Here is a 16,763-nt window from a genome sequence, read left to right on the forward strand (position 1 = left end):
GTTAGTTATGAGTGCTAACAAATATATTGATATAGATTGAGAGGAGCTTAGTTATGAAATTGGTTACTTATAGAAACGATGAAATGAACAATATGTTTAATATGATGGATGAGTTCTTTAACAGTGTACCGCAAAAGGAAATGAAGCGTGGCTTTAGATTAGATGTTTTAGAAAATGATAAGGAATTTGTTGTAGAAGGTGAATTACCAGGTATTCAAAGAGATAACATTAATATAGATTTCGAAAACAACCTACTTAAGATTTCTGTTGAACAAACATCTGAAGAAAATGTAGAAGAGAAGAATTATGTTCATCGTGAAAGAAAAATGTACTCAATGGAGAGAGTTCTTAGATTTAAAGATGTAGATCCAGAAAATATCCAAGCAAAACTAGAAAATGGCATTTTAAAAGTAATTTTACCAAAAGTTGAGTTAGTGGATACTAAAAAGCGCATTGAAGTGCAGTAGGAGTAAATATGAACAAGACACAAAAGAAGAACAGAATAATACTTTATATGATTATGATGAGTATGATACTAGGATCAGTAATAGGTGTCTTGCTTCATTAAAATAGACCACTTGGAAATCCAAGTGGTTATTCTTATGGTTTGGTAAACCTAATTGCATTGTAACCAGTACCGTCACTTGTATCATTGATTGTGCCTTTGGTTTCTGTGATTTCAAGGTTCTTTAAGTGAATGATGACCTCATTCATTTGACTGGTAGCATTGCGACTGGTGGTTATTGTAATTTTAAGTTCCCTGACATCAGCTTCAGTAAATACTTTGTTGGTATCATCATGATAAAAGGGAATGAGCATTATATCATACTTATCATCTTTTGTGCTGTTGTACTCATAGTAATAAAGTGTATCCTCTTTGACATAGATATAATCGAAAGCTTCTTTCGCTATGATATCTGCTTCAGCTTGATCCACTGTTATTATTTCCATAGAGGTGGCTAGTCTTATTTTATCTACAGTGGTATCAAGTACCAATCTAGCATCAGTCTGAGTTTCGTATTGGTCTTGGACATTACCAATAGATCTAGAAACATATAAGATTAATGAAAATGTCAGTAATACAATAATGGATAGCAATGCTGTTACAATAATCACTTCATAAATAGTTATACCTTTTTTATTCATACAAACACATCCTAATCTGGGATAAAAATTCTAATATTTGAAGTGTTTTTTCCATGCAGTTCTACAGAAGGAATTCTAATTTCAATACTTCTACCTTCTATTTGAATCGTTTTATCAGGAAATACAATGAAAATGCTATCTTCTATCTCAACAGAATCGGTGACAGAACCACCGTTAAACAAGGTTTCTGCAGCAGATTCTGCTTGGTAAAAAGTTGTGTTGCTATCACCAATAAGTATTGTTGTAACATAAGAGTTGGTTAAAACACTTATACCACCTAATACCACTATTGATAAGAGTGCAATTGACACAATGACTTCTATTAAAGTGAATCCATCTTTATTCATAAAATCACTACTTTCTCCATTGATAAAGTTTTGGTTTACCGCCACTGCCACTAATAATGGTGCTTTCTTCAATGGCTTGATATTCTATAAAACTACCTTCATTTCCATCTGCTATGATTTCATAAGCTATCATAACACCGTACATAACACCATTATTCTTAAAGTTCACTTTTGACTTTGGTGCGTACAAAAGTCCGTTAGTCCAACTTGTACCATTCTGAATGTCCATTTCATTTTCGCCCTCATAAACAAGGTGTCCATCATAAGTGGTATTTGCACTTTGGATAGTGACCTTTGAAGCATCTTGTATATGGATGTCAGCCTTTACATTTGATTCATTTTGAATCAGAAGCTCCTTGTCAGTTGAAGTATAATAGATAACTACATCACTGTGCTCCCCATCCATGTTGAAATCAACGCCACTGAACTTGAATGAGTTCTTATCACCTACATATAGATAAGCCTTTCTACCTTCATCAAGGTCAAAGGTAATAGTTGCATTCTCTATTTGTAATTGATTGAATACTGCATGGAAATCACCACCTGAATAATTGAATGAATGTGTACCACCGATAATCATATAATCTTCTTTTATTTCATAATCTCCGCTAGAGTCTAAATAACTCATAGGATTAATTGTTGGTGTATCTGGAGATTCTACAAAAACAGCTTGAATTTCTGGAATAGTAGCATATTCAGTTATAAGTGGTTTGTCTGGTATGACCATATCTTCAGGAACTTCTTGATTGTCATCAACAATTTCTGCGGTATCAGCTGCACCTTCGGTAGAGATATAGCCATAGATTTTCATTTCATTTTTGGCTAGTAGAGATTCTTTTACATATATAGCACTATCAAAACCAAAGTTACTAGGTTTTTCCATTACAAGTTCTACTTCTTCTTCATAGGTTCTATCTTTTTCAACAGAACCCTTTGCCTTAATGTAGATATATTGAGCATCTTGCGATACTGTGACGATACAGGTATTATTGGGATTCGAATCTAGTTGAAAAGACTCACTCTCTCCCAAAATATTTTCTAGTTCTGTCGGGTTGTCTATCAGATATTTAGAAACCATACGTGCACCAGATTCTGCAATATAGTGGGCCTGTATCTTGCTTTCTGACCGTATGGTTTCATTTTTATTGGTAGAGTAAATGTGTAAAGCTAAGAGGCCGAATAATGCTGCAAATGCTAATGTGAAAATGACACCGACCATGATGTAGCCTTTTGAATCTCTCAGATGTTTCATGGTGTCCTCCTTAAAATGTAAGCCTATTATATATATACGGCATTATTGCATCTTTTAAACCGAATAATTGATATCAACTGGTTTATATTCAAAAATCGTGTATAATAAATGTAGAAAGGAGGTAATCATGAAAATAGCAGTAATTGCAGATAGTACAGCCGTTATGGGTAATGTAACACATGACCACTTATATTCAGTACCACTAAAAATTATATTTGAGCACGAAAGCTATGAAGATGGCATTGACTTAACACAGGAAACATTCTTTAACTTACTAAAAACTAAAACCGAATTGCCGACTACTTCTCAACCTTCGATTGGTGAAGTAGAAAAGATGTTTACGGACTTATTAGAAATTTATGATCATATTATTTATTTGACGATTTCGTCAGGAATCAGTGGTACATTCGACTCTGGTATGATGGCTAGAAATCTTGTGGATGAAAATAGAATTACCGTATTTGATACACTGGGTACATCTATTATTCAGAAGTTAATGACTTTGGATACACTTAAGTTTATAGATGAAGGTAAATCAGTTGAGGAAATTGTTTCTCATTTAGAGGCTTATAGAAATAAGGCTGAAATTTATCTAGTTGTAGATGATTTAAAGCATTTATCTAGAACTGGTCGAGTCAGTACAACATCGGCTCAGATTGGTTCAATGCTTAAGATAAAGCCTATTTTACAGTTTGCTGATGGTAAAATTGAGTTGTTTAAGAAGGTAAGAAGTGCTAAAAAAGCGCATCAAGCTTTAATTGACTTAGCCAAAGAAGCCAATCTTTCTGATGATGATCTATTAATGATTGCTCATGCTGATGGCATTGAATATGCAGAAGCAGTAAAGTCAGAAATACTTAAGATATATCCTAATTTAAATATTGGCATTGACCCATTGTCACCAGTAATTAGTGTTCATACTGGACCTAAGACCATTGGTGTTGGTTGGATTAGAACTTAGACTGCTCAGCAGTCTTTTTTTTTACATACTAATTTTGTGGAGCTTTAAGTTTATTCGTATTAATGACGGGTATAATCAATAAGACGATAATCGTGATTAGGGAGGAAAATATGAGCATAAAACTTAAAGTGACGAGCATGATAAGTATCTTAATTTTAGTTGCGGTGACTGTACTTGCTTTTTCTACATATTCAAAATCTGTAGAAGTACTAGAAGTGACATTTGAAGAAAACACTGCTGAACTTAATAATAAGATCGCAGATGGTATTAGAAAAGAACTTAATGGTTATATTCATGGAGTAGAAGCTGTTGCTATCAATGTGGATGCTACAGATATAATTGAAAAGCCTGAGTATGAACCTTTTTTAAGAAGCTTACTAAAAAATTATGTAACGAAGTATCCATCTGCTTTCCAGATGTATTTAGGTACTAAAAATAGAGATATGTTTATAGAACCACATTTTGACTTCCCGGATTCATATGATAATACCAAACGTGGATGGTATATTGGTGCAAAAGAAAATATGACATCTGGATGGACTGATATGTATACTGATGCAGTTACAGGTAATAATTCTATTTCTGGTTATGCTCCCGTCATTAAAGATGGCGAGTTTATTGGTGCTGTTGCAACAAGTCTAGATTTGTCGCATATGTCAGAAGAAATAGGCAAGATTAAGGTAGGTAAGACGGGTTATGTATTTGTACTAGATAGTAATGGAACAGTTGTTTTTCACCCTGACCCAAATGAAATTGGTAATATTCTGCCAGTGGAAGAAATTCAAGCTGAAATTGCATTAGGCAAGGAACAAGGTGTTGTATACTATGAATGGGATGAGAGAGAAAAGATAGCTGAGTATATTTATTTACCAGAGACTAGATGGTACATTATGACTTCAATTTATACAGATGATATAGAAGAAAAGACTACTGGCATTTGGATGAATACCTTCGTCATTGGTGCAATAGCAATCGCTGTAGGTGTTTTCTTTGCATTGATTTTTGCAAGTAGAATTACAAAACCCATAAATTCAATTGTTGCATCAATGAAACTTGTCGAAAATGGTGATATGACTGTTAAGAGTGATATTAGAACTAGAGATGAGACTGGACAATTGGCAAAGAGCTTTAATCAAATGGTTTCAAATGTTAATGTCCTATTAGGTAATGCTGCAGACGTAACAGTACAAGTGGCAGATGCTGCACAAAACTTGGCTGCATCAGCTGAGGAGACATCTGCAAGTGCTGATGAGGTATCTAGGACTGTGGATGAAATTGCTTCTGGTGCTGGAGAGCAAGCTAATGATGCTGAAAACGCGTCACAATTGACAGCTCAACTAGACCATAAACTAACACAACTACATGAGAATTCACAAGATATCTCAGGTAATGCTGATAATGTTAAAGAGGTTAATAATCAAGGAGAAATCATCTTAAATAACTTAAGAGAGGCTACTGATAAGAATAGTCAATCTACTGAACGTATAGCCGAAGCAGTGATTGATCTGGAACAAAAGACAGCCAATATAGATAATATCTTGGTAACCATTTCTTCTATAGCAGAGCAAACCAACTTGCTGGCACTAAATGCATCCATTGAGGCTGCTCGTGCTGGAGAACATGGAAGAGGTTTTGCAGTAGTTGCTGAAGAGATTCGTAAGCTTGCTGAGGAATCTGCAAACTCTGCAGATCAAATTTCTGATATAGTCAAAGTCATTCAAGGAACAACTAAAAATGCTGTATCTATCATGGATGATGTTAAAGTCAATGCCAAAGAACAATATGATTCAGTTGGTGAAATGGATATGAGTTTCAGATCTATTTCTCAGGCCATTGAAGGTATTACAGTACAGATTCAAAACATCGATAGTTTCATCAATGAAATCATCGATGATAAGGATCAGATTGTTGCATCTATATCTAATATATCAGCTGTTAGTGAAGAGACTGCTGCATCGAGTGAGCAGGTTTCTGCTAACATGGAACAGCAAAATGCTGCTGTAGAAGCTGTTGCTTCTGCTGCTGACGAGCTTAGTCGATTGTCACATCAATTAAGTACAGAAATTGAAAAGTTTAAGATCTAAGAAGTGCATCTGCACTTCTTTTCTTGATTTTTTTCCTAACTATGATATATTAGTAAGGAATGCATACGAAAGAGGTGTAGAATGTCAGGTTTATCAGGCAGTGGTTGCGAGATTTTCATTCCTGAAAATGATCTAAAACCATTAAAAGAAATCGAAAAGAATCTTATAAAAAAGTATAGAAAGCAGTTATGGTCTCCATTTGTAAAAGCCATAAAAAAGTACGATTTAATTCAGTCGGGAGACAAAATAGCTGTAGCCATATCAGGTGGTAAAGACAGTTTAATATTAGCCAAGCTTTTTCAGGAGCTTCAAAAGCATGGGTTAAAGAACTTTGACTTAGAGTTTATGTGTATGGATCCTGGTTTTAATGAAGCCAATAGAGTCCAGTTAGAAAAGAATTGTGAGCATTTAAATATTCCAATTAAAATCTTTGATAAGCAGGTCTTCAAAGTGGTAGATGAGATTGCCAATGATTACCCATGTTATTTATGTGCCAGAATGCGTAGAGGGGCACTTTACAATTTCGCTCAAGAACATGGTTGTAACAAAATCGCACTTGGTCATCACTTTGATGATACAATCGAAACAATCATGATGAATGTATTATGTTCAGGCCAATACAAGACAATGATGCCAAAGTTAAAATCAACCAATTTTGACAACATGGAATTGATTCGTCCAATGTATCTAATTAGAGAAGCGGACATTAAGAAGTTTTCATCATACAATGGCTTAAATCCAATGGACTGCGGCTGTATAGTTGCTGCAAAGAAAACTTCGTCTAAGCGTAGAGAAGTAAAAGAGTTGATTGAAAAATTAGGAGAGACCTTTGATAATGTAGAGAAGAATATCTTCAACTCTGCCAACTGTGTCCACACAGATGCCATTTTAGGATGGAAGGACGATGAAGGTAGACATTCCTTTTTAGATAACTTTAATGACTAACACCATATTGGTGTTTTTCTTCTTTTTTGGGTATTATTTTATTAGGAGGATCTTATGGAAATCTATTATAATAATGAAAAAATACAGATTGATGAAGGTGTGTCTATTTTAGAAGTTGTATCTTCTTATGAAGACGTTGAACATAAAGCAGTATGGCTAAATGGCAAACATTTGATGTTAGATGAGTTTTCTTATATCTTAAGACCTTTGGATAGGTTAAAGGTGGTTCGTATAAGAGGTGGTGGCTAAAGAGGTCAAAGACCTCTTTATACTATAAAGCCTAATGTAACAGCTAATAACATCACTATTAATGGGTTCATTTTAACAATGGATATCAAATAACAACCTATAATGAAAATCGACAGCGAGAATAGTTTTTCTATATCGCTGTTTATGTTTTTTGCAGTGAAGGCAATTGTCTTTAAGAGGAGATTCATTATAAGTGCGCATACAATTGGTTGGATGGATTTCATAATTGTTTGAAGCCACTTGGCTTCATGATTGTTAGAATAGAACCTGTATAATAGAATGATGCCGATTGAGGATGGTAACACCAATCCTAGAACAGCCAGTACCATTCCTATTACGCCACCGATTTCATAACCTGCGAGGGCTGATAACTTGGTTGCAATTGGTCCTGGTAGTGTTTGACCAAGTCCATATGCAGCCGTATATTCCTCAAAGGTCATGAGTTTAAAATTATTAACGACCTCGTTTTCAATGAGTGGTACAGAAGCCGAACCACCGCCAATGGCAAAAAGACCACATTTAAAGAAGACGATAAAGATTCTAATATATATCATTACTTAATAGCTTGCCATCACCTACACCTAGTCTGTCAGCTCCGGCCTTAATCAGCACCATAGCGTCTCCTAATCTTCTTATGCCACCACTGGCCTTAATCTTAGCTTTGCCGGCTACTGCGATTGTCATGAGTCTAACATCGTGACTACATGCGCCTGATCTAGAAAAGCCTGTAGATGTTTTTACATAGTGACCACCTGCTTTAACTGTCAGTTCACTTGCAACTATTTTCTCTGTGTCTGTAAGTTCAGATGTTTCGATGATAACTTTGACGATAGCAGGCTTCGATGCTTGTACAACAGCCTTGATATCATCATGAACGGCTTTATAGTCGCCTTCTTTTAGTTTGCCGATATTGATGACCATATCAATTTCCTTTGCGCCCATTCTGACAGCTTCTTTAGCTTCAAAGGCCTTTACTTGAGTCAATGTTGCGCCTAGAGGAAAACCTACAACTGCCACAGGACTCACATCTGTACCTTCAAGTTCTCCAGTTATAATAGGGATATTGTAGCTGTTAACGACAACAGATGCAAAACCATATTCAATGGCTTCCTTGCAATACTGTTTCAGTTCTTTCTCAGTAGCATTTGCCTTTAGAATGGTATGATCGATTTTCTTGTTGATATTCATAAACACCTCACTTCTTGATTTGTTTGTCATATTACACTAGAATAATATCATGAGATCTAGATTGGAAATAGCAGATAATAAGCATAATGCCGTATAATCTATAACAATATCGTCAGGAGGTCCTATGACTTATTTAGTTGGTGAGGAAATAGTATCAAAATCCGTTTTACCTTTTTTAGAAATACATATTGATGGTAATTCCATAAGACCTTATAGGTCTGTCTTTCCACTCTTACATAAACATGAGGAAATTGAGTTTATTATTGTAGAAAAACATGAACTTCATATTCAAACAACCATGTCGGAAGTCGTGGTTAAAGAGGGGGAGGGTGTATTTATTCCTAAGAACAAACTCCATATACTCAAAACGGGTGGTCGGTGTGTATGTAAAGGCTACCTATTTCCTGATGAACTCTTAGTACCCAAGTCTTATGAAAAACTCTATGAAGACATGCGTCTTTATACCGATAATCCTCTCTTAGATGTTGTACACATAGGTAAAGATGAACAGCTTATATTAGAAGCTTTAGAACAAGTATCATCTGTTTCAAAAGCTGGGAATGATCACTTATTATTGTCGTCTCTTCATAAAGTGTGGGCCTTGTTTGTTGAGAGTCTTGACTTAGAAGAACTCTATATTCATAAGTCAAGAAAAGAAAAGGGGGATACATTGATGAAGTATTTGGATTATATACATGTGAACTTTTCTAAAACAATATCTATAAATGATATAGCAGGTGCAGGTTTTACCAGTGTTTCAGAGTGTAACCGTATTTTTAAATCTATTTTAAAGGTCACTGCCTATGACTATTTGATAAAGTATAGGATAGACAGGAGTCTTTCGCTTATTAAAGATGGCATAAGGCTTTCAGAAATTGCCCATATGGTTGGTTATAACAGTCCAAGCCAATATACCAAATACTTTAAAAAACATATGCTGATGACACCTTCAGACTACAAAAAAAGGAGCATAAGCTCCTAATCGTTTAACCATTTTACAATTGTTTCGATGACTTGATAACGCTGTTCTTCTTCTGTAATAGTTGCATCCAAGTCATTTTTTTGTTTGCCATAAGAACCCATCTGTGCATGATTACCACCTGGTATTGTTTTATACATTGCATCAAGTGGCATGATCATCTTAGATTGGTTGAATGTATTTTTATCGACTAAACCATCATTTGACCCGATGATGGAAAGTACCTTTATATCTTTATCTTTAAAGTCGTGTTTATCTTGAGGATAAGAAGCCAGTAATACCAAACCCTTTATATCATTCTCATATGCATATTCAGCTGCCATAACGCCACCAAGAGAGTGTCCTAATATATACCACTCTGTAATGGTTGGATTACTTTCAATCACCTTACTTGCATTGTCAGAGCCGAAAATGGCTAGATCTAGCGGCATTTCAACGACAAAGGTTGCATAGCCTTGTTCTGATAGATCTTTGGCAAAAGGCGCATAAGCTTCATAAGAGACCTTACCACCTGGGTATATGATGATACCAATTTGATCAGCGTCAGGTGGGATGAACGAAACATAGCCATCCTCTAAGATGCCTTCACGCATGGTAGCCATTGCCTCAATGGTCGGCTTATAAGAGCTGTTGAATATAAATTGATACAATAAGAGTACGATTATAATTGGAATTAACCATAGTAACTTCTTTTTCATGTTTCTCCTAAGATAAGTGTTGTCCCATAATAACACCCATTAAGGATGCCATCATCAAACCTCTTGTCCAACCACTAGAATCTCCTAAGCAGTAAAGGTTTTTAACACTTGTTTCAAAATGTTCATCAAGAATAATCTTGTTGCTGTAGAATTTGACTTCTGGTCCATAAAGTAGTGTTTCTGGACTGGCAAAGCCAGGTACAACTGAGTCTAAAGCAGCAATGAAATTTAAAATATTAGTCATTGGTCTATAAGGAATGGCTGCAGTTAAATCACCTGCCACTGCATCAACGAGTGATGGTTCAACGTTTGATCTTGATAATTCCTTATCCCATGTACGCTTGCCGTTTAAAATATCTCCATAACGCTGCACTAATATTTTACCATTTCCCAGCATATTTACAAGTTCTGAGACTTTTTTACCATATTCAATTGGTTGATTAAATGGTGCACAGAAGTTGTGTGAAGAAAGAATGGCCAAGTTTGTATTGTTTGATTTTCTCTCTTTATAGGAATGACCATTAACAACAGCCAGGTCATTGTCGTAATTTTCTTGACTTACAAATCCACCAGGATTTTGACAGAAAGTACGAACTTTATCTCTATATGGTTCTACATAACCGATTAACTTTGATTCATATAATACATTATTCACTTCTTCCATAACTTCGTTACGTACTTCTACTCTTACACCAATATCCACTGTACCAGCTCTATGGTTAATGTCGTGTTTTGTACAAAGAGATTTTAACCAATCTGCACCTTTTCTTCCTGCTGCGATGACAATATCATCAGCTGATACCGTCATTTGCTCTTTTGTTTTCATATCTTCAAATTCAACGGCCTTAACTTTGTTGTCTTCAATTAATAAATCTTTTGCCTTGCAGTGAAATCTGATTTCTACCCCATGTTCAAGAATGTATTCTTGGATCTTAAAATAAATCTCCTGTGCTTTTTCAGTACCCAAATGTCTGATAGGGCAATCAACAAGTTTCAAACCACCTTGAATAGCATGTTTTCTGATATCCTTAATAGCACCAGTGTTTTCTAGGCCCTCAACATGTTCGTCAGCACCAAATTCCAGGTAAATCTTATCGGTATAGTCAATGTAGTCTTGAGCCTTATTTTTACCGATCATTTCTGGTAGGTCGCCACCAACTTCATAGCTTAAAGATAACTTGCCATCAGAAAAAGCACCTGCGCCAGAAAAACCTGTTGTAATATGGCAATAAGGCTTACAGTTTACACAGACTTTAGTTTCTTCTTTAGGGCAATGTCTCTTGTCTACAGGGGCACCTTTTTCAATGATGAGTATCTTCTTCTTGCTGTCTTTTCTAATCATCTCTAAAGCGGTAAAGATTCCAGCTGGTCCAGCACCAACTATAACAACATCGTAATGCATTTCTTCCTCCTCTGGCTTATAGTCAGATTATTTAAGGTAATCCGGTAGAGACGTCCGACCCATATTATCGGAACTATATAAGCGAATGTTCTTAGTGTTTATTATAAAAATATTCGTATACAACAAAAGTATACCGTATGTTATTTTGATTAACAATAAAATTGTTCGGAAATACATTGTGGTATATTTACTAATTTTCAAGTCTTATTTGCATAGTCTAGCCTCCTATGTCTATAATGAATTGAGGGGGAACTATGTATAAAATCATAATTGTTGATGACGAAATAGATGTAAGAAAAGGTATGATAAATAAGCTTGATTTCAACAAACTGGGCTATGAGTTTGTTGGAGAAGCAGAAAATGGCGTTGAAGCTTTAGAGGTCATAGAGGCTGAAAATCCTGATTTAGCTATCATTGATATTAAGATGCCCTATATGGACGGGCTGGAACTTGCAAGAGAAATTCATAAAAATTATCCTGCACTTAAGGTGATTATACTTTCAGGTTTTGATGATTTTGAGTTTGCAAGACAAGCCATTCGTTATAATGTGATGGATTATGTACTAAAACCAGTGTCTTCAAATGATATTGTAGAATTATTACAAAGCACCAAGTTAAAGCTGGATGAGGAAAAATCGAAAAAAAGAGATTTGATGCACTTGGAGAAACATTATTTAGAGTCTTTACCTATCATACGTGAAAGATTCTTAAATGCCTTGGTCCTTGAGAAACATGGTATAAAAAATTTAAATGAGAAGCTTTCCAAGTATAATATCTCCATTGGAAAGGAACCCTATATAGTAGCTATTGTAAGACCCGATCAATCCAAGGCCATTCAAGACGAGGTTTTTGATATATATGCATATGGTATCTATGAAACCTGTAAGACTTTAGTTGAAGACAAGTTGATCAGCAACTTTCACAACCATGCAGGTGACACAGTTTTAATTATTCCAAATACTCATGCTTCAGAGTGGATGCATACATTAGAAGAAATAAGGGCGGTTGTAGAAAAGACGCATTTACAAACTGTCACCATAGGCCTAGGAGAAAGAGTTCAGACTATCGACCAACTTCACCACTCCTATCAAGGTGCAGTTCAGGCTTTAGGTTATAAACTCATAGAGGGTGACAACAAAGTCATCTGGATTAAGGATCTAGAACCCAACCGATTAAAGGTCATGTCTTTTATTGACTATGAAAATGACTTCAACCAGATCATTCGCTCATGCGATCAAGCTGGTTTTGATATGCTTGTTGATTCCATGTTTAATGAAGTTGTTAACAGTAAGATGACATTAGAATCACTCAGCATGTTTATGATGGAGCTTTTACTTTTCTTGTTGAGACTCTACCATGAGTATCAAATTCAGCTAAAGTGGTTCATGGATAATCAGGACTTGTATAAGGCGCTTCAGGATTATAAGGATATAGATGCTCTTAAATCTTTAATTAGAGACATCGGTAGTCAAATGATTGAAGCCATTGGTGATACTAGAAAGACCAATATAAAGGTCATGATTGATACAGCAATTGATTATTTAGAAAAACATTTCTCAGAGGAGATATCCCTTGAATCTGTTGCAGACTATCTTCACATATCACCTGAATACTTAAGCAGACTTTTTAAGAAGGAGACCACAAAGACCTTTATTCACTACTTGACCACACTACGCTTAGAAGCTGCTAAGAGACTTATTGAAGATACACAGTTAAAGAATTTTGAAGTGGCAGAAAAAGTGGGCTACAATGAGCCTAACTATTTCTCTTATGTTTTTAAAAAGAGATACGGTATATCACCATCAAAATATAGAAAATCTATCAAAGGATCCTTATGATAAAAAGAATAAAAGAGAATTTTAGAATATCCTCTCTAAGATTTATACTGAGTCTTGCTTTTGCAGTCATCGCCGTATCTGCCATGATGTTTGTAGGTGTTGCTCTGAGTAATGAGTTTAACAAGACACTTGTAAAAAACACGACAGAAAACAGTGAGGAAATCTTAGAACAGGTAAAAATCAACCTAGATAACTACCTATACAATATGATTGACCTATCCGATCTTTTAACCATCAAGATGTCCGGTAAAACCGATTTTGATCCGAAGACACTGGATTCTGTAATTGAGTCTACAATAGGAACTAGAAGAGATGTTATAACCATAGCCCTTTTTGATGACGAAGGCCATCAGATGAGCTCTATAGACGACAAGGTCATGCAAGACCAATCTGTTATTACATCTCAAGAGTGGTTTGAGAAAATCAAAGTGGATAGACATTATCTTCATATCTCTGAACCCCATGTTCAGCAGCTCTATGTGGGAGAGTATCCATGGGTCTTATCCGTTTCAAGAAAGGTCACATACCGTCAAGGGGGTGAGTTCAGAGATGGTATTCTTCTGATAGACATGAACTTTTCAGTTATAGAAGATCTACTGGAATCTGTTAACTTAGCCGACCAAGGTTATGTGTTTATTGTAGATGAAACCGATAATTTGGTTTATCATACCCAACAGCAACTGATCTATGCTGGTATCAAAGAAGAAAACCTAGAAGGCGTGTCTGAAGCCTACAATGAAAGTTTTCTGCAAAAGGATGAGGAAAGATATCTGACGACTAAGGTGCTTAACAACGTCAACTGGAAATTGGTTGGTGTCTACTTTGTCAGTGATATTGCTGATTCCCAAGAAAGCATCAGAAACTACATTCAGATTGTTATCTTAACAGGTGTTGTTATATTTGTTTTCTTTTCATTTTTCATGTCCTCAAGGATTACCCAGCCTATCAAGGAACTTGAAGCTTCCATGGAAGTGGTTCAGGAAGGTAACTTTGATATACAACTAGAAACAAAAGGTGAGTATGAGCTTGTCCAGCTGACCAAGTCATACAATGTTATGATTAGAAAAATCCGAAATTTAATGGATCAGGTTGTTATTGAACAAGAGGCTAAGAGAAAGTCTGAACTCTCTTCCTTACAGGCTCAAATCAACCCTCACTTTTTATACAATACCTTAGATTCCATTGTTTGGATGGCAGAACATGAAAAACACGAAGACGTTATCCTGATGACTTCGTCTCTAGCATCTTTATTTAGAATTTCTATCTCAAAGGGCCAGATGATCATACCTGTAAGTAAAGAAATTGATCATGCCAAACATTATTTGACCATACAAAAAATGCGATATAAAGATAAGTTTTCTTTTGAGTTTGAGATTGATCAAGAGATTTATAAGTACGAGGTACTTAAGTTGATTTTACAGCCTATTATAGAAAATGCCATTTATCATGGCATCAGACATATGGTAGATGAAGGACAAATCATCATTCGAGGCTATTTAAAAGACGACTATCTTTACTTTGAAGTTGAAGATGATGGGCTTGGCATGACAGATTCTGTCCTTCAAAGCGTCTTATATGAGAAATCAGATGAACAAGGGGTTGGTCTTAACAATGTTCATGAACGTATCCAACTGATGTATGGTAAAACATACGGTCTTGAAATTGAAAGTGAAATAGAAGAAGGGACAAAGATTATCTTTAAGTTACCAAGAAATGAGGTGAAATCATGAAGCGAGTGATCATTATAATCATACTCACCATCTTTTCAATAGTACTTGGCTTCTTATGGTTTCAAGAGATAAACCCACCTGTGAGCAAACTAGACGACAAGCAGAAGACCGTTGTTTTAATTACTAAGATGAGAGACGGTGATTATTGGGAAACGGTTGTAAAGGGAGCGGAAGCTGCTGAAAAGGAATTTGGCTTTAACCTTGTATATGATGCACCTAATGAAGAAGATGACATAGAAGGTCAGATAGAACTTGTTGAAAAATACATCAATGACTCTGTAGATGCTATTGTACTTGCGGCGAGCGACTATGAAGCATTGGTGCCTGTTGTAGAAAAAGCCACAGACTATGGCATACGTGTTATCCTTATAGATTCGCATGTTAATACACAAAAGTACTATAAGAGTTTTTCAACAGACAACTTCGATGCTGGTGTACAAGCAGGGGAGGCTATATTAGAACTGGTTGGAAATGATGGTAGAATCGGTATCGTCAGCTTTGTTAAAGGTTCAGAAAATGCCATCCAAAGAGAAAGAGGCTTAAAGTCTGTTTTGCAAGACACCAATATAGAAATTATTGATACCATGTACTGTATGTCCAGTATTGAGCTAGCAGAAACTCTGGCCATGGTTTATTTAGACAAGGAAGTAGACGCCATTGTTGGTTTGAATGCAATTGCAGCCACTGGTGTTGGAAGAGCTATTAGTAACAATGACATCGCTTTTGGCCTTGGCTTTGATTCAACCAATGAAGAAGTGACCTTGATGGATCAGGGCTTTTTAGATAAAACCATTGTTCAAAATCCTTATGGTATGGGTTATCTTGGTACCAAGTATGCAGTCTTAGACGATGATGACTATCTCGATAAAGACAATAAGATAGATACCTTTGTTATTACACCAGACAATATGTTTCTAAAAGAAAATCAAAAGTTGGTCTTTCCATTTAACGTCGATTAATCGGCGTTATCTTATTTTCCATATATTGTAATTTGTTTAGAGTTGTGATAAGTTAAATGAGGAGGTAATATATGGAACTTTTAAAAATGACCAATGACTTTGTTTTTAAGTCGATATTTGGTGACAAAAAGAACAAACATTTGTTGGAAGCTTTTTTATCGGCAGTTTTAGATAGAAAGATTAAAGTTATTGAGATACGATCAGATGAGTACTTAAAAAGAGTTTATGCAGATGATAAGCTAGGCATAATTGATATCAAGGCTGTTTTAGAAAGCAAAGAAATCGTAAACATTGAAATGCAAATGTATTGGGAGTATAATATTTACAAAAGAGCGATCTTTTATGCTGAAAAGCTGCAGAGTGACATAGAAGCTGGTCAGACTTATAAACATGTAAGACAATTAATCTCTATTTTCATACTTGGACAGAGTCTAAATGAGTTTGATGACTATCATGCTAGTTTAAGATTAGTAGATCAGAAGGGGAGGACCTTACCTGCTTATGATTTATTGAGATTTCATTTTATTCAGTTGTCAAAGTTAGAAGAATCGGATTCGCATAAAAGTTTATGGTTACAATTTTTAAAGTCTCATAAGGAGGAGGTGTTTGAAATGCTCGCAGGTAAAGATGAAAACATCAAGGAAGCCTATGATCAACTAAAAGAAATTTCTGGTAATCCTGAAACTAAACGCCTTGCTGAACTCAGAGAAAAGTATTTGATGGATAAGCGTAGCAATGAAGAGGCTATAAAAGAGAAAGCATTGAAACAAGGACGATTAGAAGAAAGAGTGCATAATATCATAATGATATTAAATAGTATCATACCAGAAGCGAAGGGTTTAATACCACTTATAGAAGTTATAAACGATTTGGATTTAGCAGATCAAGTAATGAGATTGGTTCTAAAGAAAGATGTCAAAGGGATTGAGGAATTACTAAAAATAAAAAAATAAACGGATTTACTAAGTCATAATACTTTCAAATT

Annotated in this window: 17 protein-coding genes and 1 riboswitch; of the genes, 10 read left to right on the top strand and 7 right to left on the bottom strand. The window is 35.4% G+C overall.

The features are described from left to right. Nucleotides 1-53: 53 nt before the first annotated feature. Nucleotides 54-467: an Hsp20 family protein gene (locus tag EZV73_RS13370; RefSeq protein ID WP_240840837.1), complete on the top strand. Its 414-nt coding sequence runs from the start codon at nucleotides 54-56 to the stop codon at nucleotides 465-467. A 133-nt stretch (nucleotides 468-600) separates the two neighbouring features. On the opposite strand, the gene EZV73_RS13375 is transcribed toward EZV73_RS13370, so the two are convergent. The 3 genes from EZV73_RS13375 to EZV73_RS13385 are packed head-to-tail and all read right to left on the bottom strand — an operon-like array spanning nucleotide 601 to nucleotide 2,745. Next, entirely contained in the window at nucleotides 601-1,146 is a 546-nt protein-coding gene (locus tag EZV73_RS13375; RefSeq protein WP_240840838.1) for a hypothetical protein, read from the bottom strand. Between the two features lie 11 nt (nucleotides 1,147-1,157). Next, the gene (locus tag EZV73_RS13380) at nucleotides 1,158-1,493 is read right to left on the bottom strand and encodes a type II secretion system protein J (RefSeq protein WP_240840839.1); all 336 of its coding nucleotides are present in this window, start codon (nucleotides 1,491-1,493) and stop codon (nucleotides 1,158-1,160) included. Nucleotides 1,494-1,500: 7 nt separating this feature from the next. Then, the gene (locus EZV73_RS13385; RefSeq protein ID WP_240840840.1) at nucleotides 1,501-2,745 is read right to left on the bottom strand and encodes a hypothetical protein; all 1,245 of its coding nucleotides are present in this window, start codon (nucleotides 2,743-2,745) and stop codon (nucleotides 1,501-1,503) included. 127 nt (nucleotides 2,746-2,872) lie between these two features. On the opposite strand from EZV73_RS13385, the gene EZV73_RS13390 reads away from it, so the two are divergent. The 4 genes from EZV73_RS13390 (at nucleotide 2,873) to EZV73_RS13405 (ending at nucleotide 6,984) form a co-directional block, all read left to right on the top strand. Beyond that, complete coding sequence (locus tag EZV73_RS13390) at nucleotides 2,873-3,706, top strand: DegV family protein (RefSeq protein ID WP_240840841.1); 834 nt, start codon at nucleotides 2,873-2,875, stop codon at nucleotides 3,704-3,706. Between the two features lie 110 nt (nucleotides 3,707-3,816). After that, on the top strand, nucleotides 3,817-5,790 hold the full coding sequence (locus EZV73_RS13395; protein ID WP_240840842.1) for a methyl-accepting chemotaxis protein: 1,974 nt from the start codon (nucleotides 3,817-3,819) through the stop codon (nucleotides 5,788-5,790). An 81-nt stretch (nucleotides 5,791-5,871) separates the two neighbouring features. Continuing rightward, complete coding sequence (locus tag EZV73_RS13400; protein WP_240840843.1) at nucleotides 5,872-6,735, top strand: ATP-binding protein; 864 nt, start codon at nucleotides 5,872-5,874, stop codon at nucleotides 6,733-6,735. A 54-nt stretch (nucleotides 6,736-6,789) separates the two neighbouring features. Continuing rightward, on the top strand, nucleotides 6,790-6,984 hold the full coding sequence (locus EZV73_RS13405; protein WP_240840844.1) for a hypothetical protein: 195 nt from the start codon (nucleotides 6,790-6,792) through the stop codon (nucleotides 6,982-6,984). Nucleotides 6,985-7,001: 17 nt separating this feature from the next. On the opposite strand, the gene EZV73_RS13410 is transcribed toward EZV73_RS13405, so the two are convergent. Then, nucleotides 7,002-7,538: a chromate transporter gene (locus EZV73_RS13410; RefSeq protein WP_240840845.1), complete on the bottom strand. Its 537-nt coding sequence runs from the start codon at nucleotides 7,536-7,538 to the stop codon at nucleotides 7,002-7,004. Next, nucleotides 7,525-8,172, bottom strand: coding sequence for a deoxyribose-phosphate aldolase (gene deoC / locus EZV73_RS13415; protein WP_240840846.1), 648 nt, complete (start codon nucleotides 8,170-8,172; stop codon nucleotides 7,525-7,527). The genes EZV73_RS13410 and deoC overlap by 14 nt, the downstream gene beginning before the upstream one ends. Before the next feature lie 124 nt (nucleotides 8,173-8,296). Between deoC and EZV73_RS13420 the strand changes: the two genes are divergently transcribed. Next, entirely contained in the window at nucleotides 8,297-9,154 is an 858-nt protein-coding gene (locus tag EZV73_RS13420; RefSeq protein WP_240840847.1) for an AraC family transcriptional regulator, read from the top strand. Here the strand turns inward: EZV73_RS13420 and EZV73_RS13425 are convergent. Together EZV73_RS13425 and EZV73_RS13430 are read right to left on the bottom strand one after the other, a co-directional pair. Then, the gene (locus EZV73_RS13425) at nucleotides 9,151-9,849 is read right to left on the bottom strand and encodes an alpha/beta hydrolase (protein ID WP_240840848.1); all 699 of its coding nucleotides are present in this window, start codon (nucleotides 9,847-9,849) and stop codon (nucleotides 9,151-9,153) included. The two genes, EZV73_RS13420 and EZV73_RS13425, sit on opposite strands and share 4 nt — an antisense overlap. Before the next feature lie 7 nt (nucleotides 9,850-9,856). Then, nucleotides 9,857-11,251 carry an NAD(P)/FAD-dependent oxidoreductase gene (locus tag EZV73_RS13430; RefSeq protein ID WP_240840849.1) on the bottom strand — a complete coding sequence of 465 codons (1,395 nt, stop codon included), beginning with the start codon at nucleotides 11,249-11,251 and terminating at the stop codon, nucleotides 9,857-9,859. Beyond that, nucleotides 11,251-11,352, bottom strand: a riboswitch (purine riboswitch). It overlaps the preceding gene by 1 nt. Nucleotides 11,353-11,505: 153 nt before the next feature. Between EZV73_RS13430 and EZV73_RS13435 the strand changes: the two genes are divergently transcribed. The 4 genes from EZV73_RS13435 (at nucleotide 11,506) to EZV73_RS13450 (ending at nucleotide 16,731) form a co-directional block, all read left to right on the top strand. Then, nucleotides 11,506-13,089 (top strand): response regulator, encoded by a 1,584-nt coding sequence (locus EZV73_RS13435; RefSeq protein WP_240840850.1) that lies wholly within the window; start codon nucleotides 11,506-11,508, stop codon nucleotides 13,087-13,089. Continuing rightward, nucleotides 13,086-14,819, top strand: coding sequence for a sensor histidine kinase (locus tag EZV73_RS13440; protein WP_240840851.1), 1,734 nt, complete (start codon nucleotides 13,086-13,088; stop codon nucleotides 14,817-14,819). Before EZV73_RS13435 ends, EZV73_RS13440 begins: the two co-directional genes overlap by 4 nt. After that, nucleotides 14,816-15,778 (top strand): substrate-binding domain-containing protein, encoded by a 963-nt coding sequence (locus EZV73_RS13445; RefSeq protein ID WP_240840852.1) that lies wholly within the window; start codon nucleotides 14,816-14,818, stop codon nucleotides 15,776-15,778. The genes EZV73_RS13440 and EZV73_RS13445 overlap by 4 nt, the downstream gene beginning before the upstream one ends. Nucleotides 15,779-15,849: 71 nt before the next feature. Continuing rightward, on the top strand, nucleotides 15,850-16,731 hold the full coding sequence (locus EZV73_RS13450; RefSeq protein ID WP_240840853.1) for an Rpn family recombination-promoting nuclease/putative transposase: 882 nt from the start codon (nucleotides 15,850-15,852) through the stop codon (nucleotides 16,729-16,731). Nucleotides 16,732-16,763 lie beyond the last annotated feature (32 nt).

The sequence above is a fragment of the Acidaminobacter sp. JC074 genome (assembly GCF_022496765.1).
GTDB lineage: Bacteria > Bacillota > Clostridia > Peptostreptococcales > Acidaminobacteraceae > JABXKX01.

Bases quoted from the DNA above. Each gene is read 5' to 3' on its own strand.
- EZV73_RS13370 (WP_240840837.1), top strand. From the start codon at position 54: ATGAAATTGGTTACTTATAGAAACGATGAAATGAACAATATGTTTAAT.
- EZV73_RS13375 (WP_240840838.1), bottom strand. From the start codon at position 1,146: ATGAATAAAAAAGGTATAACTATTTATGAAGTGATTATTGTAACAGCA.
- EZV73_RS13380 (WP_240840839.1), bottom strand. From the start codon at position 1,493: ATGAATAAAGATGGATTCACTTTAATAGAAGTCATTGTGTCAATTGCA.
- EZV73_RS13385 (WP_240840840.1), bottom strand. From the start codon at position 2,745: ATGAAACATCTGAGAGATTCAAAAGGCTACATCATGGTCGGTGTCATT.
- EZV73_RS13390 (WP_240840841.1), top strand. From the start codon at position 2,873: ATGAAAATAGCAGTAATTGCAGATAGTACAGCCGTTATGGGTAATGTA.
- EZV73_RS13395 (WP_240840842.1), top strand. From the start codon at position 3,817: ATGAGCATAAAACTTAAAGTGACGAGCATGATAAGTATCTTAATTTTA.
- EZV73_RS13400 (WP_240840843.1), top strand. From the start codon at position 5,872: ATGTCAGGTTTATCAGGCAGTGGTTGCGAGATTTTCATTCCTGAAAAT.
- EZV73_RS13405 (WP_240840844.1), top strand. From the start codon at position 6,790: ATGGAAATCTATTATAATAATGAAAAAATACAGATTGATGAAGGTGTG.
- EZV73_RS13410 (WP_240840845.1), bottom strand. From the start codon at position 7,538: ATGATATATATTAGAATCTTTATCGTCTTCTTTAAATGTGGTCTTTTT.
- deoC (WP_240840846.1), bottom strand. From the start codon at position 8,172: ATGAATATCAACAAGAAAATCGATCATACCATTCTAAAGGCAAATGCT.
- EZV73_RS13420 (WP_240840847.1), top strand. From the start codon at position 8,297: ATGACTTATTTAGTTGGTGAGGAAATAGTATCAAAATCCGTTTTACCT.
- EZV73_RS13425 (WP_240840848.1), bottom strand. From the start codon at position 9,849: ATGAAAAAGAAGTTACTATGGTTAATTCCAATTATAATCGTACTCTTA.
- EZV73_RS13430 (WP_240840849.1), bottom strand. From the start codon at position 11,251: ATGCATTACGATGTTGTTATAGTTGGTGCTGGACCAGCTGGAATCTTT.
- EZV73_RS13435 (WP_240840850.1), top strand. From the start codon at position 11,506: ATGTATAAAATCATAATTGTTGATGACGAAATAGATGTAAGAAAAGGT.
- EZV73_RS13440 (WP_240840851.1), top strand. From the start codon at position 13,086: ATGATAAAAAGAATAAAAGAGAATTTTAGAATATCCTCTCTAAGATTT.
- EZV73_RS13445 (WP_240840852.1), top strand. From the start codon at position 14,816: ATGAAGCGAGTGATCATTATAATCATACTCACCATCTTTTCAATAGTA.
- EZV73_RS13450 (WP_240840853.1), top strand. From the start codon at position 15,850: ATGGAACTTTTAAAAATGACCAATGACTTTGTTTTTAAGTCGATATTT.